The sequence below is a fragment of the Allobosea sp. LC85 genome, from assembly GCF_000735605.1.
Taxonomy (GTDB): domain Bacteria; phylum Pseudomonadota; class Alphaproteobacteria; order Rhizobiales; family Beijerinckiaceae; genus Allobosea.
Genome location: NZ_JPKG01000019.1, coordinates 1 through 20,559 on the forward strand (window position 1 = coordinate 1; position 20,559 = coordinate 20,559).

The 20,559-nt window shown below is 65.7% G+C and carries 18 protein-coding genes and 2 pseudogenes; 12 read left to right on the top strand and 8 right to left on the bottom strand.

What is annotated here, in order from left to right:
- Positions 1 to 119: 119 nt before the first annotated feature.
- A pseudogene (locus FG93_RS31125) lies at positions 120 to 413 on the bottom strand (YbaK/EbsC family protein); the annotation flags it as partial.
- Between the two features lie 366 nt (positions 414 to 779).
- Here FG93_RS31125 and FG93_RS08840 point away from each other — a divergent pair.
- From FG93_RS08840 to FG93_RS08850, 3 genes are all read left to right on the top strand, one after another.
- Positions 780 to 998 carry a hypothetical protein gene (locus FG93_RS08840; protein ID WP_043233788.1) on the top strand — a complete coding sequence of 73 codons (219 nt, stop codon included), beginning with the start codon at positions 780 to 782 and terminating at the stop codon, positions 996 to 998.
- 232 nt (positions 999 to 1,230) lie between these two features.
- A complete protein-coding gene (locus FG93_RS08845; RefSeq protein ID WP_043233790.1) occupies positions 1,231 to 1,440 on the top strand; it encodes a hypothetical protein in 210 nt (69 codons plus the stop codon).
- Between the two features lie 138 nt (positions 1,441 to 1,578).
- Complete coding sequence (locus FG93_RS08850; protein ID WP_043233791.1) at positions 1,579 to 2,055, top strand: MucR family transcriptional regulator; 477 nt, start codon at positions 1,579 to 1,581, stop codon at positions 2,053 to 2,055.
- Positions 2,056 to 2,199: 144 nt separating this feature from the next.
- Here FG93_RS08850 and FG93_RS08855 read toward each other — a convergent pair.
- Positions 2,200 to 2,487, bottom strand: a pseudogene (locus tag FG93_RS08855) (HlyD family secretion protein); the annotation flags it as partial.
- 26 nt (positions 2,488 to 2,513) lie between these two features.
- Positions 2,514 to 3,530 carry a PdxA family protein gene (locus FG93_RS08860; protein WP_052513578.1) on the bottom strand — a complete coding sequence of 339 codons (1,017 nt, stop codon included), beginning with the start codon at positions 3,528 to 3,530 and terminating at the stop codon, positions 2,514 to 2,516.
- A 77-nt stretch (positions 3,531 to 3,607) separates the two neighbouring features.
- Between FG93_RS08860 and FG93_RS08865 the strand changes: the two genes are divergently transcribed.
- Positions 3,608 to 4,573, top strand: a complete 966-nt coding sequence (locus FG93_RS08865; protein ID WP_244448539.1) for an alpha/beta fold hydrolase — start codon at positions 3,608 to 3,610, stop codon at positions 4,571 to 4,573.
- Positions 4,573 to 6,138, top strand: a complete 1,566-nt coding sequence (locus FG93_RS08870) for a rhodanese-like domain-containing protein (RefSeq protein ID WP_043233794.1) — start codon at positions 4,573 to 4,575, stop codon at positions 6,136 to 6,138. Before FG93_RS08865 ends, FG93_RS08870 begins: the two co-directional genes overlap by 1 nt.
- 118 nt (positions 6,139 to 6,256) lie before the next feature.
- Here the strand turns inward: FG93_RS08870 and FG93_RS08875 are convergent, their stop codons facing one another.
- A complete protein-coding gene (locus FG93_RS08875) occupies positions 6,257 to 7,324 on the bottom strand; it encodes an isocitrate/isopropylmalate dehydrogenase family protein (protein ID WP_043233796.1) in 1,068 nt (355 codons plus the stop codon).
- Between the two features lie 2 nt (positions 7,325 to 7,326).
- Positions 7,327 to 8,745, bottom strand: coding sequence for an MmgE/PrpD family protein (locus FG93_RS08880; protein ID WP_043233797.1), 1,419 nt, complete (start codon positions 8,743 to 8,745; stop codon positions 7,327 to 7,329).
- A 122-nt stretch (positions 8,746 to 8,867) separates the two neighbouring features.
- Here FG93_RS08880 and FG93_RS08885 point away from each other — a divergent pair, with 122 nt between their 5' ends.
- Positions 8,868 to 9,554 carry an FCD domain-containing protein gene (locus FG93_RS08885; RefSeq protein ID WP_052513531.1) on the top strand — a complete coding sequence of 229 codons (687 nt, stop codon included), beginning with the start codon at positions 8,868 to 8,870 and terminating at the stop codon, positions 9,552 to 9,554.
- Here FG93_RS08885 and FG93_RS08890 read toward each other — a convergent pair whose 3' ends face one another.
- The 3 genes from FG93_RS08890 to FG93_RS08900 form a co-directional block, all read right to left on the bottom strand.
- The gene (locus FG93_RS08890; protein WP_052513532.1) at positions 9,555 to 11,285 is read right to left on the bottom strand and encodes an iron ABC transporter permease; all 1,731 of its coding nucleotides are present in this window, start codon (positions 11,283 to 11,285) and stop codon (positions 9,555 to 9,557) included.
- Between the two features lie 112 nt (positions 11,286 to 11,397).
- Entirely contained in the window at positions 11,398 to 12,459 is a 1,062-nt protein-coding gene (locus FG93_RS08895) for an ABC transporter substrate-binding protein (RefSeq protein ID WP_043233798.1), read from the bottom strand.
- Between the two features lie 56 nt (positions 12,460 to 12,515).
- The gene (locus FG93_RS08900; protein ID WP_052513533.1) at positions 12,516 to 13,610 is read right to left on the bottom strand and encodes an ABC transporter ATP-binding protein; all 1,095 of its coding nucleotides are present in this window, start codon (positions 13,608 to 13,610) and stop codon (positions 12,516 to 12,518) included.
- 286 nt (positions 13,611 to 13,896) lie between these two features.
- On the opposite strand from FG93_RS08900, the gene FG93_RS08905 reads away from it, so the two are divergent.
- The 6 genes from FG93_RS08905 (at position 13,897) to FG93_RS08930 (ending at position 20,556) form a co-directional block, all read left to right on the top strand.
- Positions 13,897 to 14,598, top strand: a complete 702-nt coding sequence (locus FG93_RS08905) for an FCD domain-containing protein (RefSeq protein ID WP_043233800.1) — start codon at positions 13,897 to 13,899, stop codon at positions 14,596 to 14,598.
- A 32-nt stretch (positions 14,599 to 14,630) separates the two neighbouring features.
- Positions 14,631 to 16,073 carry an MmgE/PrpD family protein gene (locus FG93_RS08910; protein ID WP_052513534.1) on the top strand — a complete coding sequence of 481 codons (1,443 nt, stop codon included), beginning with the start codon at positions 14,631 to 14,633 and terminating at the stop codon, positions 16,071 to 16,073.
- A gap of 95 nt (positions 16,074 to 16,168) precedes the next feature.
- Positions 16,169 to 17,131, top strand: coding sequence for a tripartite tricarboxylate transporter substrate binding protein (locus FG93_RS08915; RefSeq protein ID WP_043233801.1), 963 nt, complete (start codon positions 16,169 to 16,171; stop codon positions 17,129 to 17,131).
- 50 nt (positions 17,132 to 17,181) lie between these two features.
- On the top strand, positions 17,182 to 17,679 hold the full coding sequence (locus FG93_RS08920) for a tripartite tricarboxylate transporter TctB family protein (protein ID WP_052513579.1): 498 nt from the start codon (positions 17,182 to 17,184) through the stop codon (positions 17,677 to 17,679).
- Between the two features lie 10 nt (positions 17,680 to 17,689).
- Positions 17,690 to 19,186, top strand: a complete 1,497-nt coding sequence (locus FG93_RS08925; RefSeq protein ID WP_043233804.1) for a tripartite tricarboxylate transporter permease — start codon at positions 17,690 to 17,692, stop codon at positions 19,184 to 19,186.
- Positions 19,183 to 20,556, top strand: a complete 1,374-nt coding sequence (locus FG93_RS08930; RefSeq protein ID WP_043233805.1) for an MmgE/PrpD family protein — start codon at positions 19,183 to 19,185, stop codon at positions 20,554 to 20,556. The genes FG93_RS08925 and FG93_RS08930 overlap by 4 nt, the downstream gene beginning before the upstream one ends.
- Positions 20,557 to 20,559: the final 3 nt, after the last annotated feature.

The window sequence follows — 20,559 nt, forward strand, 5'->3', positions numbered from 1 at the left end:
CCCATCGAAATCAGCCCGAAGCGGAATAGCCATGGCGAACCTCCCTCGTTCGCCATGTTGAATCAGGCCGGGGCTGATTTGAGAAGCCGGCCCGAGTCACGATCTCCGGGACTCGGTATAAGGCGCTCGGCATCGCTCGGCGCCAGCATCCGCGCGCTCTTGCCTCCAAGGGCCGCGGCCACCCGTTTCATGCTTGCCTCGCGGTCTGATTGGAGAACCAGGCAAACCGGTGTGTTGTCGACCTGCGCGATCAGCGTCTTCAAGACCCGACTTGGCGGTTCACCCAGAGACTGGGCCGCCCGAAGACCGACGCGGTCGCTGTTCGGGGCGTACTCGTAGGTTCGGAGTTCGAAAGAAACTCCACCCGCTCTCAACGCGGCCGTGGCAGGTGTGGATTGTCCCGTAGCCTTCAAACCCTGGGTGCTTTTGGCTGCGATACGCAGGACACAAATTCTGCACGAACGGTCAAAGGCGAGCGACATTTGGCAGCCGCGCCCGCCGTGGCGGCGGCGCCGGAACGCCACCTCCATATAGGAATGCAGGGATGCGCGAGACATGCTTTTTGACGAGACATGCTTTTAGAGGAGCCCATGCGGCGCCGCGGGCCTGCCTGGAAGCGGCCATTCACATGCACGCTTCTGCTTCGCAAATCCGGACGAGCCGCGGCCTTGGCTGCCGCCTTTGGAGGCAGCGCGGCGGGTTCATCGACTGGCGCCCCTCTTGAAACCCCCACGGCCCAGACTAGGTCTCTGGGGATCAGCCACGGAAGGAGAGATCCGATGACCGCGGCCCCCGAACTCAAACCGGAAGCACCGAGTGTCTGCATCACCTGCCATGAGGATTATCGCCATGCGCTTCTGCGCATCGGCCAAATAGAAGATGCCAAGCCCGATTCGGCGAAGGCCGTCGAACTGCAGGCTCTCAGGGCCGCGATCGTCGATTATGAGACGCGCAAGGCATCGCGAGCTGAAGGACCGAAAGTGACGGTCGCGACGTGACAGGCCCAGCAATTATCTGGACATCGCCCTCGCCGTCAAACGCCTCCAGGGCTTGACCGGGCGCATCAAGGATTCTGGCAAGGAGAGCGAGTTGATGGCTCGTCGAAGGATCAACCGGTCGCGAGGACCACGGCATCAAGGCCGTGTGGTGAGACCGCGGTGAATCCCTTGCAAGCTGACATCGCAAGCTGACATCGAATGACAACTGCAGATCAAGGAACGGGGTGAGAGAATGGCGCAGAAGCCGACACGCGAGTTTGCAGTGATCAAGGTGAAGCACGTTACCGTCAGCGCCGACACGACGCTGGGCGCCGTAATCGCCCTGGAAGTCGATGGGAAGAACGAAATCTCCCTCTTCATGGTGCCAGAAGTCCTCGCCTCATTGGAAGCCATGTTGGCCAAGGCCAGCTTGGAACAGGCGCGGCATCACCCAGTTCAGTAGGCGGTCGCATGCTGTCTCACCAGAATAAACTGGGCCGCAAGTATCGGAATTGGGCGAGCCACCGCAACGAGTATTGCAAACAGAACGTTCGACAGGTTAAATGGGGCCTAGGCGCAATATTCTGATTTGGGAAAAATCATGGCCAACGAAGATGAAAATTATATTGATCTCACGGCGATGGTTATTTCAGCCTATGTCGCACATAACAATGTCCCGCGCGGCGATCTCGTTGGCTTGATTGCGAGCACATATTCCGCGTTCGCGCAACTCGACGCCAAATCCGGAGCTGCGCCGGCACCGGTCGTGCTCGTTCCAGCCGTTCCGATCAAGAAGTCAGTAACGCCGGACGCCATCATCTGCCTGGAAGACGGCAAGGCGTTCAAATCCCTCAGGCGTCATCTGGGCACGGCCTACAATCTCACTCCTGAGCAATATCGCACCAAGTGGGGCCTGCCTTCGGATTATCCGATGGTGGCGCCGAACTATTCCGAGGCTCGAGCCGCTCTTGCCAGGGCATCGGGCCTGGGGCGCAAGGCCAAGGTGGCACCGGCCGCGCCTGTCGTCGCGAAGCCGCCGCGGGCAAAGCGCGGCCCGCGATCGGGGTCCAGCGCCTGACCCGGCCGAGAACCTGTCCGCCGTTGGCACCTGCCATTTTGGCGTTTCGAGGCGTTGGGATTTCTGGATCACCGCAGCCATTTTGGAGCACGGACGAGCCCGAAATCCGAGGTGGAAGTACTGCCTGTCGGTGGGCCGCCGCTGCTATTGCCTGTCGGCGCCGGATAGTTTGACTGAGGCATCAACGGGCGTGGCGGTGTCGATGCTGACGATGACCGACATGCCTGGCGCCAGATCCTCGGCCAGGGGCTGGTCCTGATCGATGGCGATCCGAACCGGCAGCCGCTGCGCGATCTTGGTAAAATTGCCTGTCGCGTTGTCGGCCTTCAGGATGCTGAACTCGGAGCCTGTGGCTGGCGAGAGCTCCTGGACATGCCCGGTCAAGGGAACGTGACGCAGCGCATCGACCGTAATGGTCACCGGCTGCGGCATAGCTGCCGCCACCCCGGTCGGGTGGCTCAGGCCGCGGGCCGTGCTGTCGCCAGCCGCCCGGCGAGTTCGATGGCGCTCTGAAGCGCGCCGGGCGAGGCCACGCCCTTGCCGACGATGTCGAATGCTGTGCCATGCGCTGGGGTCGTGAAGACGACGTCAAGCCCGGCCGTCACCGTGACACCGCGATTGAAGCCCCTGAGCTTCGTCGCGATCTGCCCCTGGTCGTGGTACATGGCGACGACGCTGTCGAACTCGCCGGCGAAGGCACGGATATAGACCGTGTCGGCCGGATAGGGCCCGGAGCAGCCGATGCCGCCCGCCGCGATCCGCTCCACGGTCGGGCGGATCAACTCGATCTCGTCGCGGCCGAACAGGCCGTTCTCTCCGGCATGAGGGTTGAGTGCGGCAACCGCGATGCGCGGGCTGGCGATCCCGGCGCGCTTCATCATGCGATCGACGAGCTCGACCGCATCGGTGATCGCGCGTGCATCGATCAGGTCGAGCGCCTCGCGCAGCGAGACATGTGAGGTCACGCGCGACATCCACTGGCCGTCGAGCACGTTCATTTCCGAGAAATAGCCGTGATGCTTCAGCAGATGCGCGAACAACTTGTGCTCGTCGGGAAAGCGCCAGCCGCCCGCGAACATCGCCGCCTTGTTGAGCGGCGCGAAGGTGATGGCATCAAGCTGCCCAGCCTGCGCCATGCCGATGGCACGGGCCAGCGTCTCGCCTGTTATCCGGCCGGATTCCGCAGATATCTGCCCGCGTCCAAGCTGGGCCGGATCAGCATTGCCGAGATCGACGAGCGGGATTTCGGCCGCGTCCCAGTCGATCTGTTCGCCTTCAGTGACGCCGGTCCAGCGGAGCTGAACACCGGCATCGCGCGCGCCCTGCGCCAGCACACGATGATCGCCGATCGCAACGAGCCGGGCATGCTCGCGATAGCCGCCCGCGGCCAGAACCTTGGCCGCAATCTCGGGACCGATGCCGGTGGCGTCTCCGAAGAGGAAGCCGAGGCGAGGCTTATCCTGGATGGCGGGCATGACGTTCCTCAGATTCAAGATGCTTATTGTCGACAATATGATATTCATCGCATGGGACCCGATGAGGAGCAATGCCGATGATGCTGGAACGATCAGAACCCGGGGCGAACCGGCCGCCACTCCTGCCGCACGGCCCCGTGCTGATGGCAGGCTTCGAGCGACGCAAGCTGCGCACGCGCGGCGCCGAGATCGAGGTGGCCGTAGCCGGAAGCGGCCCGCCATTGCTGCTGATCCACGGCAATCCGCTCAATCTGTCGAGCTGGCACAAGATCGCGCCATCGCTGGCTCAGAGCTTCACCGTGGTCGCGACCGACCTGCGCGGTTACGGAGACAGCTCCAAGCCCGACGGTGGCGAGGACCATGCCGGCTACAGTTTCCGCGCCATGGGCGAGGACAATTTCGACGTCATGGATGCGCTCGGCTTCGACCGTTTCGCGGTTGCAGGGCATGACCGGGGCGCGCGCGTCGCCTTCCGCATGGCCCTCGACCAGCCGGAGCGCGTCACGGCGCTGGCCGCGCTCGACATTGTGCCGACCCATCACGTCCTGACGCATGTCAGCCTCGGCTGGGGGCTCGAATCCTACCACTGGTTCTTCATGGCGCAAAAAGCGCCCTTTCCCGAGCGGCTGATCTGCGCCGATCTCGACTATTACATCCGCTACAAGCTTAACAAGAAGGGCGTCGGGCTCGAGATCTTCACACCTGAGGCGCTGGCCGACTACGCGCGCTGTACGACGCCGGAGCAGATCCACGCCGTCTGCGAAGATTATCGCGCCACGGTGACCCTCGACCTTGCCATGGACACGGCGGATTACGGCAAGCGCAAGATCGCCTGTCCCGTCCTCGTCCTGTGGGGTTCGAACAGCCATTGCGGCCGGCATTTCAAGCCGCTCGAGGCCTGGCAGGAATGGGCGGACGGCGTGCGCGGCTGGGCGGTTCCGAGCGGGCACTATCCGGCCGAGCACCGGCCCGACCTCGTCTACGCCGCCTTCCATGACTTTTTCTCGGGACGCGAGCCCGTGCCCTATGCAGAAGCCGCCTGATGCCGGCGCTCGGTCCGCACGAAGCGAAGCGGCGGCTGCATGCCTCCGGTGAGATCGCCTGTCTCGATATACGCGAACATGGTCAGTACGGCGAAGGCCACCCCTTCCTCGCCGTGCCCTGCCCCTATAGCCGGCTGGAGTCGCTGATCGGGGCGCTCGTGCCCCGCCGCGGCGTGCCGCTCATGCTGGTCGACGAGGGCGATGGGGTGGCCCAGCGCGCAGCAACGCGGCTCGCCGCGATGGGTTACGGCCGTATCGACTGGATCGAGGGCGGCGCGCCGGCCTGGGCTGCGGCCGGGTACACGCTGTTCAAGGGGGTGAATCTGCCAAGCAAGACGCTGGGCGAACTGGTCGAGGAGCAATGGCACGTGCCTGCGATAGGCCCGGACATTCTGGAGGCCTGGTGGGAGCGGGGCCGGCCACTGCACCTCCTCGACGGTCGCTCGGCCGCCGAATACACGAAGATGACGATCCCGGGCTCGCGCTCCTTCCCGAACGGCGAGGCGGCGCATCGCTGGGACGCGCTCGCTGCGGCCGAAGCCCCCGTCGTCATCAACTGCGCCGGGCGGACGCGCAGCATCATCGGCGCCGCGGGCCTTGCGCTGATGCAGCCGGGCGCGGTGGTTCTCGCGCTCGAAAACGGCACGCAGGGCTGGACGCTGTCGGGCCGTGCGCTCGCGCATAACTCTCTCGCGGACCCTCTGCCGCAGGCCGATCCAGCCGCGAGCAGTCTGCGCGCCGACGCCTTCATGCACACGCACGCTATTCCGCGGATCGACCGCGTCGCAGCCGAAGACCTCGCCGGCGAGCCCGGCCGCACGACCTATCTGCTTGATGTGCGCGATCCGGCCGAACACGCTGCCGCGCCGCATGCCGCGGCCGCTTCCGCGCCTGGCGGCCAGCTCGTGCAGGCCACGGATCAGTGGATCGGCGTCCGCCGCGCCCGCGTCATCCTGGCCGACGATACCGGGCTGCGCGCCGCGCTCGCAGCGTTCTGGCTGCGCCAGCTCGGCTACGAAACCTATGTACTCCCGGATATCGAGACCTGGCCGGCCGACTGGCGCCTGCCTGTGGGCGAGCCGCCTCCCGACCTTGTCGCGCTGCCTGCAATCAGCGCCGATGAGGCGATCGAGCGCGCGCAAGCCGGAGACCTGCTGCTCGACCTGCGCGTCTCACTCGCCTATCGCGCCGGCCATCTGCCAGGCGCCGTCTGGTCGATCCGGCCGCGCCTGCCGGCCATGGCAGGCCGGCGCGTCCTGCTTGCGGGAGACGAGACAGCAACCGCGCTCGCCAGCCGCGACCTCGCAGAATTCGGCGCGACATCGGTTCGCCGGGTCACGGGCGAAGCAAGCGAATGGCGCGCTGCCGGACTTGCCCTCGACGTCTCGTCCGACGCCCCCGCGGACGCCGACGCCATCGACTATCTGTTCTTCGTGCACGACCGGCATGACGGCAATCTCGATGCCGCGCGGCGCTATCTGGCCTGGGAGCTCGGGCTGGTCGCCCAACTCGACGCAGACGAACGCGGCGAATACCGGCTCGATACGCTCAACCTCAGAGCCTGATGCAACGTTTCGGCATCATGCTTTGGATCATCGGACCGGATCCCGTATCCGGGCGATGATCTAACTGTACTTGCCTTGGCCTTCCCGAAAACCGCCATCCACTTTCCAGGCCGATGCTTTAGCCGATCGCCCTGATGATCGCGTCGGTCATGCCACGGGTACCGGTGGTGCCGCGAATGTCGCGCGTGCGCGTCTCCGGGTCCGAGAGCGCGGAACGGATCGCCGCTTCCGTCGTGCGCGCGACCTCCACCGCCTGCGGCAGCGATCGCACCCGGCCGAGATGCTCGATCAGCATCCGTGTCGACTCGATCATTGCATAGGGATTGGCGACGCCCTTGCCGGCAATGTCGGGCGCCGAGCCATGCGTCGCTTGCGCCATGGCGAGACCGCCCTCGCCGATGCACAGGCCGGGCGCCATGCCGAGCCCGCCGACCAGCCCCGCAGCTTCATCCGTCAGGATGTCGCCGAACATGTTCGTCGTCACGACGGTGTCGAAGCTCTGCGGATCGCGCACCAGGCGCATGGCGAAGGTATCGACAATCACCTCGTCGACCGTGACGTCGGGGTACTCCTTCGCCGCTTCGTAGCAGCTCTCCACGAACATGCCGCAGCCGAGCTTGAACACGGTGTTCTTGTGCACGAGCGTCAGGCGCTTCCGCCGCGACCGGGCGATCTCGAGCGCGGCACGGGCGACCTTGCGGCTGCCGTTGCGCGAGATGACGCGCACCGAGATGGTCAGGTCGTCATTGGGCCGGAACTCGCCCGAGCCCATCACGACATTGCGGTCCGGCTGGAAGCCCTCGTTGTTCTCGCGCACGATAACGAGGTCGACATCGTCATAGATGCAGCCGATATCGGGATAGGATCGTGTCGGGCGGACATTGGCGAACAGGTCGAAATGCTTGCGCAGGATCGGATGCGGATTGATCGCGCCCGGCCCTTTTGGATAGGCCTGATGACCGATCGGGCCGAGGATGAAGCCGTCGAAGGTGGCGAGCGTCCCCAGCGTGCCCTCCGGCATTGTCGTGCCGTGGCTGTCCAGCGCGGCGCGGCCGATAGGCATGGGCCGCCAGTCGATGGCGAGCCCGTGCCGGGCAGCCGCTGCGCACGTCACCTCGACCGCAGCCGGGACGATCTCATGGCCGATATCATCCCCGTTGAGGACGCCGATGGTGAGCTGGGCCATGGTCAGAGCCGCAAGGGCGCCATCAGGCGCTCGATCGAGGGCAGCGTCTCCAGATCGCGCACCATGGCGATCACCTCCTCGATCCGTTCCCGGCCGAGATTGGCGAAGCCTGCGGTTTCGCGGAACTTGTCCGAGACCTCCTCGTAGCTCATCGGGTTGGCCGGGCTTCCCTTGCCGAAATCGGCCCGGCCCGAGATTGTCCGGCCATCTTTCAGCGTGATGGCGATGAGGGTCGTCATCTTGTCGTAGCCTGCGGCCTCGGCCTCATCGTCCACCACGAAATCGATCCGCTCGATCATCGCCTTGACGTCGGCGCGGTTCACCACCTCGTCGGTGAACTCGGCGAGGCCTGCTTTCCCCTCGATCAGGAGGATCGCCATGCAGAACTCCATCGAGAACTTGGCCTGGAGCTCGTTGGTCGGCCGATGGTGGATCAGCGCATTGGGCATGTTGTGGTTGGTGCCGACGCGGACCCGCTCCACCGCGTCCGCCGTGATCTTGTTCTCACGGATGAGACGCAGCATCTCGGTCATGCCGGGATGGGTCAGCGAGCCTGAAGGATGCGGCTTGATCGAGATGCCGGGCGCCGCGAAGGTCCAGGGCGCACCGAGCTGGTTCAGGATGGCGCCCTCGTCATAGCCGCCGCCGGCGGCGCGGAAGAAGCCGCGCGGCGCCTCCAGGATCTTGTCCGTGGCGCTCCAGCCATATGCGGCGAACTGCGCTGCCGCGACGCCGCTCTCCGACGAGCGCCCGGCATGGAAAGGCTTGGTCATCGTGCCGAAATTCTCGCGCAGCCCGGCCGACTGGCTGCCGGCGATGGACAGCGCGCGCAGGGTCTGGTCGAGGTCGAGCCCCATCAGCCTGGCGCTGGCGGCTGCAGCGGCAAAGGTGCCGCAGGTGGCCGTGGCGTGGAAGCCGGTCTGGTAGTGCCGCGGGTTGATCGCCTCCGCGATCTTGCACTCCACCTCGACGCCAAGATGGTAGGCGAGCATCACATCGCGTCCGCTGGCGCCTTTCGCCTCGCCCATGGCGAGCGCCGCCGGCAGCGCAGGTGCGGTCGGATGGGTGAGAAGCCCGTAGACCCGGTCCTTGGCCACGGCGAGCTGAGTGTCGTCGTAATCGTCGGCGTGAATACCGACGCCATTGGCGAAGGCCGCGAAGCGCGGCGCGACCTTCAGCCCCGAGCCAATGACCGTGGCCGGTCCGGCAGCGAGGTTCAGATCGGCCAGGTGGCGGCGGACATATTCGCCGCTATGGGCGACCGAGCCAGACAGCGCCAGCCCGAGCCCGTCGAGGATCGATTTCTTGCCGAGCGCGACGACATCGCCGGGCAAATCCGTCGGCGATGCGTCGCAGATGAAGGACGCCACATAGCGCGTCAGGCCGTTATCCGAGGGCGAAAAATTATCGGGCGTCTTCATGGCGTCCTCCAGGCTAGGCCATCAGCCTCTAATTGTCTTTTGCTGATTGTCAACAGTTTAAGATCCGATGGCATTGGCCGACCCGGACTGATAGATTGGGCCCATCACACGGAACCCAGTGCATGAGCCTCGATATCGATTCCGCCCTGCAGCTTCGCCGCAACCAGTCCCTGACCTCGATCATCCGGCACGAGTTGGAGCAGATGATCGAGCGTGGCGAACTGAGCGCCGGCGAGCGCCTCAACGAGAACGCGCTCGCCGCCCGGCTGGGAGTCAGTCGGGGCCCGATCCGCGAGGCATGCAGGGGGCTGGAGCAGAGCGGTCTGGTGAACGTGGTGGTCAACCGTGGCGTGTTCATCCGCGCGCTCGACGGGCGTGAAGCGGCCGAGCTCTACGAGATCCGGGCGGCGCTCTATGGTCTGGCAGGCAGGCTGCTGGCGTCCATCGTCACCGACGAACAGGTCGCCATCCTCTCCGGCTATGTCGCGGAGATGGACGCCGCGATGGCAGCGGGGGACCTCAACAGCTTCTATCCCGGCAATCTGCGCTTTCACGAAGCCATCGTCGAATTCGGTGGCAATGGCCGCCTCGCAGCCGAATGCGCCGCCATCCACCGCGAGATGCACCTCCTGCGCCGCCGCACCCTCGATATGCCGGGCCGGATGGCGACCTCGAATGACGAGCACCGCGTGATCCTCGAGCGGATCGCGGCGCGTGACCCCGCCGGCGCCGGAGCTGCCCTGGAGGAACATGTCTTGATCAGTCGCGCCGCATTGTTCGGCCCGCTCGGCCATTACCCGGACGCCTGATCAACCACGGACCGGCGCGACCCTCGCTCCGCCCAGGAGCGGCAGGCGGTTGGCGAGGAAGACGACCGCGAACGAAACCATCAGCAGCATGATCCCGAGCACCGAAATCGCGCCGAGATCGCCGGATTCGTTCAGGTCGTAGATGATGACCGATACGAGCTTGGTGTCGGCCGTGGTCAGCAGGATCGTGGCCGAAAGCTCGCGGATCGTGCCGATGAACACGAAGCACCATGCCGCCACGACATTGGAGCGCAGCAGCGGCGCGGTGATGGTGCGCAGCGTCGTCATCCGCGTCGCGCCGAGGATGCGCCCCGCCTCCTCGAGTTCGACATGCACGCTCTTGAAGGCGGACGAGAGCTGTTGGTAGCCCGCAGGCATCTCGATGGTCAGGAAGGCGATCAGCAGGATCCAGAGCGTGCCGTAGAGCGGCAATATCGGACTGGAATAGCTGAGGAAGAGGCCGACGCCGAGCACGATGCCGGGGATCGCGACAGGTGCGGTGGCGAGATAGCCGAGCAGCGGGGCCCCGCGCGAACTGCCGCGCGTGACGAGATAGGCCACGACGAGCGCGATTGCCGTCCCGATGGTCGCCGTGAGGAAGCCGAGCAGGAACGTGTTGCGCAGCGCCAGCTGCGTCGCCGAGAACTCGAAGAACACGAACCAGATATGGTGGAGCGTGAAGCTCTCGAAGGTCAGCGGTTCGGCCACCGTGCGGGTGAGCGCGGTCTTCACCAGCGCGGCATAGGGCATCAGCACCGTCAGCGACAGGACGAGGAAGGTGAAGCCGAGCGCGAGCCATTTCCAGCGCCCGAGCACCGTGATCCGCGCACTCCCGCTCTTGCCGCCGACCGTGGTGTATCCGCGCCGGCCGAGGATGCGCCGCTGCGTCCAGAGCAACAGGATGGTGACGAGGAGCAGCGGCAGCGCGGCCGCCGCCGCGAGCCCGGGCTTGGGCGGATATTGGAACAGGCTCCAGATCTTGGTGGTGATGACGTGGAAATTCGCCGGCAGGGCGAGGATGGCCGGCGAGCCGAACATGGTCAGCGCCTGCAGCACTGCGATGAGCGAGCCTGCGAGCATGGCCGGCAGGACGAGCGGCACCGTCACCTTGCGCAAGGTCGTCCACAGGCCGCCGCCAAGGATGGCGGATGCCTCCTCGAGTTCGGTCGGAACGCGTTCGAGCGCGTTCGTCACCAAGGTGAAGACATAGGGAAACGTGTAGCACGCGATCGCGAAGACGAGGCCGGACAGGGTGTAGATGTCGACGAGGTACTCGTACGGGTCGAGACCGAACAGCCAACGATAGACGGCGTTGATGATGCCGCTGTTGGGCGCCGCCAGGATCTCCCAGGCGATGGCGCCGAGGAAGGGCGGCGTCACGAATGACGCCATGACGAGCCCGCGCACGATCGTGCGGCCCGGCATGTCGGTGCGGGCCACGATCCAGGCGAGCGGCGTGGCGATGGCGCAGGAGAGCAACCCGACGCTCAGCGCCATGGTGATCGCGACAATGAATGGCCGGCGCAGCGTCGCATCGCTGACCAGCGCCTTGAAATTGGCGAGGCTGAGGCTGCCGGACTGATCGGTCACTGCGTAGTAGCCGAGCCAGGCAAGCGGCAGCACGACCAGCACCGAGAGGACGACGGTGAGCAGCACGAAGATCGGCCGCGACCAGTCGATGGCGACGCGGCGTATCGGAACTCCGGACACGATCCCGGTTATCGCAGTCATGAGGATCTCCGTGCGCCGCCGGCGCGCGACGCGCCAGCGCCGGGTGCAGCTCTCGTCGTTGGGCGATGCACGGCGCGGAAGCCCCGCGCCGTGGCTTCCGCGCGGGACCGGATCAGGTGCCGAAATACTCTTCGTATTTCTTCTTGATCATCTCGATATTGGGCTCGAGCTTCAGCGGATCGGAATAGAGCAGCTTGATCTTGGAAAGCGGCGTGCGCGTCTCCTTCTCCTTGACGCGCGGGTGGAACGAGCGCAGCCCGCCGGAATCGCTGTTGAGTTGCTGCGTCTCCTGGTCGAACAGGAAGGAGTAGAACAGCTTCGCGGCATTGGGATGCGGCGCGCTCTTCAGGATCCCGCTATGACCGATGGCGATCGGCGTGCCTTCGGTCGCATAGACGATCTCGACGGGAACACCGGTCTCCTTGAGCATGAACATATTGTACTCGTTGCCGTCGGCCTCGATGGAACGCTCGCCCTGGGCGAGTTTCTTCGGCGGCTCGGTCGATGACTGGACCTGCATGATGCGCTGCTTGCCGAGCTTCTCGAAGAACTCCCAGCCAAGCGCCTGACTGAGGACGTCGGTACCGGTCATCACCGTGCCGGAATAGCCGGGATGGGCCTTGACGATGCGCCCGCGCCATTTCGGATCGAGCAGGTCGGCATGGCTCTTCGGCGCATCCTCCGCCTTCACCTGCTTGCTGTTGTAGCCGATGACCGAGAGATGGGCGCGATAGGCCGCATAGTAGCCGTCGGCATCCTTGGCCTCCTTCGGCCAGTCCTTGGCGACCTCGGCCGGCACGGCCTGGGCCAGCCAGCCATTGCGCTTGAACAGGACGAAATGCACCGCGTCGGAGGTTTCGACGACGTCGGCATTATGGATCGAGCTGCCATATTCCTGGCTGAGGCGCTGGAACACGCGCTCGGAGCCGGAACGCTCAACCTTCACCTTGACGCCGGGATATTTCGCTTCGAAGGCGTTACCGACCTTTTCGGAGACCGCCACGTCGGTCGCGGTATAGAAGGTGACCGTGCCTTCCTTCTTCGCCGCCGCGATGAGCTCCGGCGTGACCTGATAGGGGGCCGGCGCCTGCGCCAGAGCGGGCATGTTTCCGAGAGCGCTCGAGAGCAGAAGGCCGGCGATCACGGATCGTCTGTCGAACATTGGGCGTGTCATTCTCGTTCCTCCTCATTGTCATGATGTTCGCGAGATTGTTTTCGGCGCCCCCCGGTTCAGCGGGCGAGAGCGCGGCAGTGCTCCTGTGGAAAGTGCAGCCAGACAGGCTGGCCGCGGTCGATTGCAAGATGCGGTTCGGCAACCGTGCGGATCTGCGCGCCGCCGGGAAGCTCGATCAGGTAGTCGCGATGCGAGCCGAGATAGACCTGGCGCAGGACGGTGCCCTGAGCCCGATTGGGTCCGTCGCCCTGCGGCTTCGCGTCCAGCACGATGTCATGGTGGCGCACGGAAACCACGCCGTTCCCGCCGGCCGAGAAATCGCCGGTGCCGCAGCGAAGCTTCAGCGGGCCGCACTCCACCGTATCGACATCGAGCCAACGGCCCTTCAGGATGTTGGTGCCGCCGAGGAAGCGCGCCACGAATTCCGATTGCGGCCGCTCATAGATCTCTTCCGGGCTCCCCACCTGCTCGATCCGGCCCTGGTTCATCACCACGATGAGATCGGCCGTGGTCATGGCCTCGGCCTGGTCGTGCGTCACATAGACGGTGGTGTAGCGATAGGCGTCGTGGAGGCGGCGGATCTCGAAGCGCATCTCCTCGCGGAGATTGGCGTCGAGATTGGAGAGCGGCTCGTCGAGCAGCAGGATCTCGGGCTCGACGACAAGCGCGCGTGCAAGCGAAACGCGTTGCTGCTGCCCTCCGGAAAGCTCTCCCGGATAGCGCTCGGCCAGCGGCTTCAATCGCGTGACGTCGAGGATCTTGTCGACAAGCCGCGCGATCTCAGCCGCCTGCATCTTCCGGAGGGACAGGCCGTAGCCGATATTCTCGCGAACCGTCATGTGCGGCCAGAGCGCGTAGCTCTGGAAGATCATCGACATGCCCCGCCGTTCGGGTGGCTCGCTCCAGCCGGCCGATGAGATCGTGCGCCCGCCGACATGGACCTCACCGCCCTTGGGCGTGATGAAGCCGGCGATGAGGCGCAAGGTGGTCGTCTTGCCGCAGCCCGATGGCCCGAGCAGGCAGACGAGATTGCCCTTCTCGACATTCAGATCGACGCGATCGACCACCGTCATCGCACCGTACCGCATCGTCAGATCGGCAAGTTCCAGAAACGCCAATGCATCCTCCCAGACGCGATATCGCCCGGACATCCATGGTCCGGGCTTTGTTCTTCTGGGTCGACGGCGAGCAGGCGCTCCTGCTCCGCCACCCCAATTTTCAATCGAGCTAAGGGCCAATCCTAAGGATTGTCAACAATAAGCATTTAACGATCAGCCCTGAAATGCACTTGAACGGCTGCGCAGGGGCCGACCTGATCTTTGCGTCTTGCCGGCAGTCGGCAGGTCCGACTCCGAAGCGCGACCAGCTCATGGAAGCACGATCATTTACAAATTGCAAACTGTTGACAGTTTTCCATTAGCGCTGGTATCAGAGCCTATGACCATTCCAGACGATGCCCTGACCATTCTGAGGACACGCTCGCTTTCGGGCGTGCTCGAACGCGAAATCGAGAAGGCGATCCTTGGCGGCGAGATTCCGCCCGGGAAGCGCGTCAACGAGAACCACCTGGCGATCCGCTTCGGCACCAGCCGCGGCCCGGTGCGCGAGGCGCTGCGAGCCCTCGAAGGCCTCGGCCTGGTCGAACTCGTCCCCAATCGCGGCGTCTTCATCCGCCAGCCGGCGGTCGAGGAGGCAATCGAGATCTACGATGTGCGTACGGTGCTGTTCGGCCTCGCCGGCAAGCTGCTGGCCGAGCGCGTCAGCGAGGCTGAGGTCGCACGGTTGAGGGACTATCTGGAGCAGATGGAAGCGGCAGCGCGCCACCGCGATTTCGACCGCTACTACCCGCTCAACCTCGCTTTTCACGAATTCATCATCGATGCCTGCGGCAATGGCACGCTCGCCGCGCAATATCGCGGGCTGGTCAAGAAGCTGCACCTGTTCCGTGCCCGCAGCCTGGTTCAGGGCGGTGGCCTGGAGGTCTCCAACTCGGAGCATCGCGAGATGGTCGAGGCCATCGCCGCCCGCGATCCCGAGCGAGCCCAGTGCGCCCATTCCGACCATGTCGCCCGCGCCAAGGCGCGCCTGCTCGCCGCCTATCGCAAGGCCGAGGCGCCGCCCTCGCGCCTGACCAGCTGACGATCTTCGTTCAAGAGAAAGCCGGATACGCCATGACCGAGCTCAACCACGTCACCGCCTCCGCCGTCACATTCATCGAGAGCGCGAGCTACGACGACCTCTCAGCCGAAGCGCTGCGGATCGGCCGGCGCTGCATCCTCGATACGCTCGGGCTCTACCTCGCAGGTGGGCTCGAGGACTCGGTGCGCATGCTGGCCGCCGATGCGGCGGAAACCGGCGGCAGGGCCGAGGCGCTGCTGATCGGTCATGGCCATACCCGCGTTCCCGCAGCGCTGGCCGCGCGCGTGCTCGGCACCGCCGGCCATGCTCATGACTGGGACGACACCCAGGTTTCGAACGACCCGCGCCATGTCTACGGCCTGCTGACCCACCCCTCGGTGCCGCCGCTGACCGCCGCTCTGGTGCTGTCGCAGCGCCTTGGCGGCGTCGACGGCAAGCGCCTTATGCTCGCCTTCCAGACCGGGTTCGAGGTCGAATGCAAGATCTCGGAATGGATGACGCCGCGCCATTATCGCCGCGGCCATCACAGCAGCGGTACGGTCGGCACCTTCGGCGCCGCCGCCACTACCGCGAAGCTGCTCGGCCTCAAGGGTGCGGAGGCGGCGCATGCGCTCGGCATCGCGGCGAGCTTCGCTGCCGGCATCCGCTGCAATTTCGGCACGATGACCAAGCCGCTTCATGTCGGGCGCGCCGCGGAGAACGGCGTCACCGCAGCGCTCCTGGCGGCGCGCGGCTTCACCGCGGACCCGGCTGCGCTCGACGGCACCTGGGGCTTCTTCCAGGTGATGGGCGAGGGACTTTCGGAAGAAAAGCTGCCGCAGGGCTTCGGCGAGACGCTGACGATTGCCGAGCCCGGCATCAGCATCAAACCCTACCCCTCGGGCATCCTGACCCACCAGTCGATGGACGCCATGCTGGCGCTGGTACTCACGCATGACCTCAAGCCCGAGCAGATCGAGCGCATCCGCTTCTTTGCCGGCAGGAACATCCTTGAGCCGATCCGCTATCCGCTGGCGCAGAATCATCTCCAGGCCAAGTTCTCGATGCCGGCGCTGCTCTCGATGATCGCGCTCTGTCGCCGCGCCAGCCATCACGAGTTCAGCGACGCATTCGTGGCCTCGCCGGCGATGCAGGACATGCAGAAGCGCACCGAGGTTCTCAACGATCCCGAGATCGATGCGCGCGGCTACGACAAGATCCGCTCGCGCATCGAGGTCGAGACCAAAGACGGCCGTACCCTCGTGCAGTGGGCCGACGAGCGCTATCGCGGCGGCCCGGACAACCCGATCAGCGACACCGATCTCGAGGCCAAGTTCCGGATGTGCGCCGAGGGCGCGATCACCGACGCCGCCCAGGACAGGCTGCTCGAATTGGCCTGGAGCGTCGACGCCCTGCCGCGGATGGAGATGTTGGTCGAACAGCTCGTCTTCGACACCAGCCCGGCGGTCCGGCCGCTGCGCAACGCCGCGCAGTGAGACGGCCCGGCGCGGACACTCTGCGCCGCCGCGCGAATCGAACGAGGCCTCTCCGAAGCAGGGAGGCCCATTCATCGATCTCAGGGAGAGAAACCATGCGACATCTGGCCATCGCCACAGCCGTCGCCACCAGCCTCTCGGCCTGGTCGGCGAGCGGCGCCGCCGCGCAAACGCCGGTCGATTACCCGCACAAGGTGGTGACGCTCGTCACCCATTCGAGCCCGGGGGGCGGCAGCGACGTCTTCCTGCGCGAGATGGCCAAGCACCTGCCGAAATACATCAAGGCGACTTTCATCATCGAGAACGTGCAAGGAGGCAGCGGTGCCCGCGCGATCTCGCGGCTGGCGACGGCGCCGGCCGATGGCAGCGTGTTCTACGCGACGACGCCGACCTACATCTACACCTCGCTGCTCTCGAAGACGCAGCACGGCTACAAGGACGTCGAGCCGCTGGTGAACTTCTTCACCGACTCGGAGGTGATCTACACCCGCGTCGACGGCCCCTACAAAACCCTCAAGGACGTGATCGACAAGGCACAGAGCTCGCGCGGGCGCTGGGGCGCGGCCAACCCGGCCTCGCTGGAGCGCCAGGCGGCCGAGCAGCTCAAGAAGGCCGCAGGCGTGTCCCCCGCCGTGGTCTCGCATGAGGGCGGCGGCGACCTGATGATCAACGTGCTCAACGGCACGCTCGATATCGGCATCGGCGAGATCCCGGAACTGCGGCCGCAGCTCGAGGCCGGCAAGATCCGGCTGCTCGCGACCTTCGACGCCAAGCGCATGGAAGCCTTCCCCAACGTCCCGACGGTGAAGGAATCCGGCTACGCCATCGCGCTGGACAAGTTCCGCGGTCTTGCCGGCCCCAAGGGTCTGCCGCCGGCAATCACCAGGATCTGGGACGAGGCGGTGCCCAAGGTCCTGGCCGATCCGGAGTACCAGAAGGTCTACAGGACCGAGAGCCTGGTCGCGAACTTCATCCCGCACGACCAGTACCAGGGCTTCGTCCAGAATTTCGGCACCGTCACCGAAGCTTTCCTGAGGGAGAACGGCGTCCTGAAGTGACGCCGCGCTTCAGCGACAACCTGCGCAACCCGTCGGGAAAGACCAGTAGCATGACCGACCGAACAGCTCCGAAGGACCTGGCAGGCGGGCTCGCCGTGCTCGCCATCGCGATCCTGTACTACCTCTTCATCGGCGACATTGCGGAGAGCTCGCTTGCCGACGATGTCGGCGCGGGCGGGTTGCCCCGCATCTTGGCCTTCGTCCTGGCTGGGTTCGGCGTGGTCCTGGTGGCGCGCGCCATCATCGAAGGCGCGCTGGCGCGAGCACCGAAGCCAATCGTGGCCACCGCTCCATCCAGGGATGATGACCCGATCGCGCCGCTGCCGCGCGCGCTCGGCTTTCTCGGCTTCGGCGCAGCCTATGTCGTGCTCGTGCCGATCATCGGCTACCTGCCCGCCATCGCGCTTTTGATCGGCGCGATCGCTCTCTTCGAGGGCGCGGCTGCGAACTGGAAGACCGCGCTGATCGCGGCCGGCGGGGCCGTCGGCTACTGGGCGATCTTCGTCAAGCTGCTCGGCGTGCGTCAGCCCTCGGGCTGGTTCTTCTAAGGGGACGATGATGCATTCGCTCGGAATCGCATTCGACCTCCTGTTCGGCTCGCCGATCATCCTGTTCTCGATCGCCGGCCTGATCTGGGGCATCATCGGCGGCTCGCTGCCCGGTATCTCGGCTTCGATCACCATGGCCCTGCTGCTGCCCTTCACCTACGGCATGGCGCCGGTGCAGGCGATCGTGATGCTGGCCTGCACCTATATCGGCGCCGAATACGGCGGCTCGATCCCGGCGATCCTGATCCGCACACCCGGCACCAATTCGGCCGCCGCGACCGTGATCGACGGCTATGAGATGAAGAAGCAAGGCCGGGCTGGCGAGGCGCTCGGCATCTCGCTCTGGTCCGGCGTCATCGGCAGCCTGTTCGGCCTGGTCATGCTCGTCGCGTTGACCGAGCCGCTCTCCTGGGTCGCACTCGCCTTCAAGCCGACATCCTATTTCGCGCTCGGCATCCTCGGCCTCAGCGTCATCGCCTCCATGACCAACGGCTCGCTGCTCAAGGGCCTCGCCGCGGCGGTCGTCGGGCTGATGATCTCGACGATCGGCACCGACCCGATCTCGGGCGTGACGCGCTTCACCTTTGGGAGCCCGGAGCTGCTCGGCGGCGTCGAGCCCGTCCTGATCATGATCGGCATCTTCGCGGTCAGCGAGTTGATGATGCAATCGGGCTCGCGCGACATTGGCGGCCTGCGTGAGCAGGTCAAGGTCCGCCTGCCCAGCCTCAACATGATGAACAGGCTCAAGCGTTCGCAGTTCATCGGCTGCCTGCTCGGCACCTTCGAGGGACTGACGCCGGGCGGCGGCGGCTCGATCGCGGCCTTCCTCTCCTATAACGAGGCCAGGCGCTGGTCGAAGGAACCGGAGAAATTCGGCAAGGGGTCCGAGGAGGGTGTCGCCGCGCCCGAGACCGCCAACAACACGGTGGCCAGCACCGCGCTGATCCCGCTGCTCTCTTTCGGCATCCCGAGCTCGAACTCGACCGCGGTGCTGCTCGGCGGCCTGCTGATCCACGGGCTGCTGCCGGGGCCCCGTCTGTTCGAGCAGAACGCCGATGTCGTGGTCGGGCTCTATCTCGGCTCGTTCATCGCAACCCTGGCGCAGATCGTCGTCGGCATCCTGCTGCTGCCGGTCTGCGTCTGGCTGGTGAACCGGCCACGCGCCTATCTCGCCGGCTTCATCCTCGCCTTGATCCTGTCGGGCATCTACACGCTCAACACCTCGCTCGCCGATCTCGGCATCGCGCTCGGCATGGGCCTCGTCGGCTACCTGATGCGCCGTGCCGGCTACCCGTTCCTGCCGCTGATCCTCGGCGTCGTGCTCGGCCACATGGTCGAGTCGAGCTATCGCCGCTCGCTGCTGCTCTCGGGCGGCGACCACTCCATCTTCCTCGAAGATCCGATCGCGGTCGGCCTGCTGCTCGCATCGGCCGTCTTCGTCACCCTCTCGCTCGTCCGCGAATTCCGCGACGCGCGCAATGCCAAGCTCAAGGATGCGCACGCGTGAACCACCAGACTTCCATCGCCGGTGAACCGGTCGCGCTGCGGCTCGGCAGCTTCGCCGCCCATGCGACGGTGAGCCCCAAGGCGCGGGAGACCGTCCGCCTGCTGCTGCTCGACGTCGCCGGGCTCTGCGTTGCGGCGCGTGGCACCGACTATGTCCGCGCCGCTCTGGCTTCGACCGCGTCGTCAGGCAAGGCAACCGCGATCGGCCACGTAGGGGGCCTGGGCCCTTATGACGCTGCGCTGGTCAACGGCACGGCGGCGCATGGCGAGGATTTCGACGATACGTTCGAGGGCGGGCCGATCCATGCCGGCGCGGTGATCGTGCCGGCCGTGCTGGCGGCGGCGGAGCATCGCGGGCTCTCTGGCGAAGCGGTGCTGCGCGGCGTCGCAGTCGGCACCGAGCTGATGTGCCGGATGAGCCTGGTGACGCCGCAGGCGATCCACAAGGCCTGCTTCCACCCGACCGCTGTGATCGGCGCCCCTGCTGCTGCTGCCGCAGTTGCGAGCGCGCTCGGCCTGCCACCGAAGCTGATCGCGCATGCCATCGGCGTCGCTGGCAGCCTGGCCTCCGGCATCATTGAATATCTCGCCGACGGCAGTTGGACCAAACGGCTCCATGCCGGCGCGGCGGCGCAGGCCGGCATCCGCGCCGCCTTGCTGGCCGAGGCCGGCTTCCTCGGGCCGGCGACGGTGATCGAGGGCCATCATGGCTTCTATCGCGCCTTCGCACCGTCGAAGGCGCCGGATTTCATGCCGCTGCTCGACGGGTTGGGTGGAACTTGGGTCCTCGAGACGCTCGCCTTCAAACCCTATGCCTGCGGGACGATGACCCAGCCCTTCGTCGACTGCGCGATTGCGCTGGCGAAGCAGGGTGTGACGGCCGAGGACATCGTCAGCCTGGAATGCGAGGTCGGGGAAGGCACGGTACATCGCCTCTGGGAGCCGCTGGAGCAAAAGCAGGCGCCGCCCAACGCCTATGCGGCGAAGTTCTCGACGCCCTATTGCGTTGCCATCGGCTTCATGGATGGCGGCGCCGGGCTCGGGCAGTTCACCGAGGAACGCGTGGCGGAGGCGAGCGTCAGGGCGCTGGCCGCCAGGGTCTCCTATGTCATCAATCCCACCGACGAATACCCGCGCAATTTCAGCGGCCATATCAGGGCGACCCTCAAGGATGGCTCGGTGCGCGAGATGCGTCAGCCGCACATGCGCGGCGGAGCGCATGAGCCACTTTCCGCCGCCGATATCCTGCAGAAATTCCGCGACAACGCCGCTTTCGGCGGCTGGGCTCGCGAGCGCTCCGAGCAGGTCGCTGCCGCGCTCGACAAGCTCGTCGCCGGCGGAAGCGTCGACCTCTCGGCGGCACGGGGCTGAGCG

Coding starts and splice junctions, on each gene's coding strand:
- FG93_RS08845 (WP_043233790.1), top strand. CDS start 1,231: ATGGCGCAGAAGCCGACACGCGAGTTTGCAGTGATCAAGGTGAAGCAC.
- FG93_RS08895 (WP_043233798.1), bottom strand. CDS start 12,459: ATGACACGCCCAATGTTCGACAGACGATCCGTGATCGCCGGCCTTCTG.
- FG93_RS08890 (WP_052513532.1), bottom strand. CDS start 11,285: ATGACTGCGATAACCGGGATCGTGTCCGGAGTTCCGATACGCCGCGTC.
- FG93_RS08865 (WP_244448539.1), top strand. CDS start 3,608: ATGATGCTGGAACGATCAGAACCCGGGGCGAACCGGCCGCCACTCCTG.
- FG93_RS08875 (WP_043233796.1), bottom strand. CDS start 7,324: ATGGCCCAGCTCACCATCGGCGTCCTCAACGGGGATGATATCGGCCAT.
- FG93_RS08920 (WP_052513579.1), top strand. CDS start 17,182: ATGACCGACCGAACAGCTCCGAAGGACCTGGCAGGCGGGCTCGCCGTG.
- FG93_RS08860 (WP_052513578.1), bottom strand. CDS start 3,530: ATGCCCGCCATCCAGGATAAGCCTCGCCTCGGCTTCCTCTTCGGAGAC.
- FG93_RS08885 (WP_052513531.1), top strand. CDS start 8,868: ATGAGCCTCGATATCGATTCCGCCCTGCAGCTTCGCCGCAACCAGTCC.
- FG93_RS08850 (WP_043233791.1), top strand. CDS start 1,579: ATGGCCAACGAAGATGAAAATTATATTGATCTCACGGCGATGGTTATT.
- FG93_RS08925 (WP_043233804.1), top strand. CDS start 17,690: ATGCATTCGCTCGGAATCGCATTCGACCTCCTGTTCGGCTCGCCGATC.
- FG93_RS08870 (WP_043233794.1), top strand. CDS start 4,573: ATGCCGGCGCTCGGTCCGCACGAAGCGAAGCGGCGGCTGCATGCCTCC.
- FG93_RS08905 (WP_043233800.1), top strand. CDS start 13,897: ATGACCATTCCAGACGATGCCCTGACCATTCTGAGGACACGCTCGCTT.
- FG93_RS08910 (WP_052513534.1), top strand. CDS start 14,631: ATGACCGAGCTCAACCACGTCACCGCCTCCGCCGTCACATTCATCGAG.
- FG93_RS08880 (WP_043233797.1), bottom strand. CDS start 8,745: ATGAAGACGCCCGATAATTTTTCGCCCTCGGATAACGGCCTGACGCGC.
- FG93_RS08915 (WP_043233801.1), top strand. CDS start 16,169: ATGCGACATCTGGCCATCGCCACAGCCGTCGCCACCAGCCTCTCGGCC.
- FG93_RS08840 (WP_043233788.1), top strand. CDS start 780: ATGACCGCGGCCCCCGAACTCAAACCGGAAGCACCGAGTGTCTGCATC.
- FG93_RS08900 (WP_052513533.1), bottom strand. CDS start 13,610: ATGTCCGGGCGATATCGCGTCTGGGAGGATGCATTGGCGTTTCTGGAA.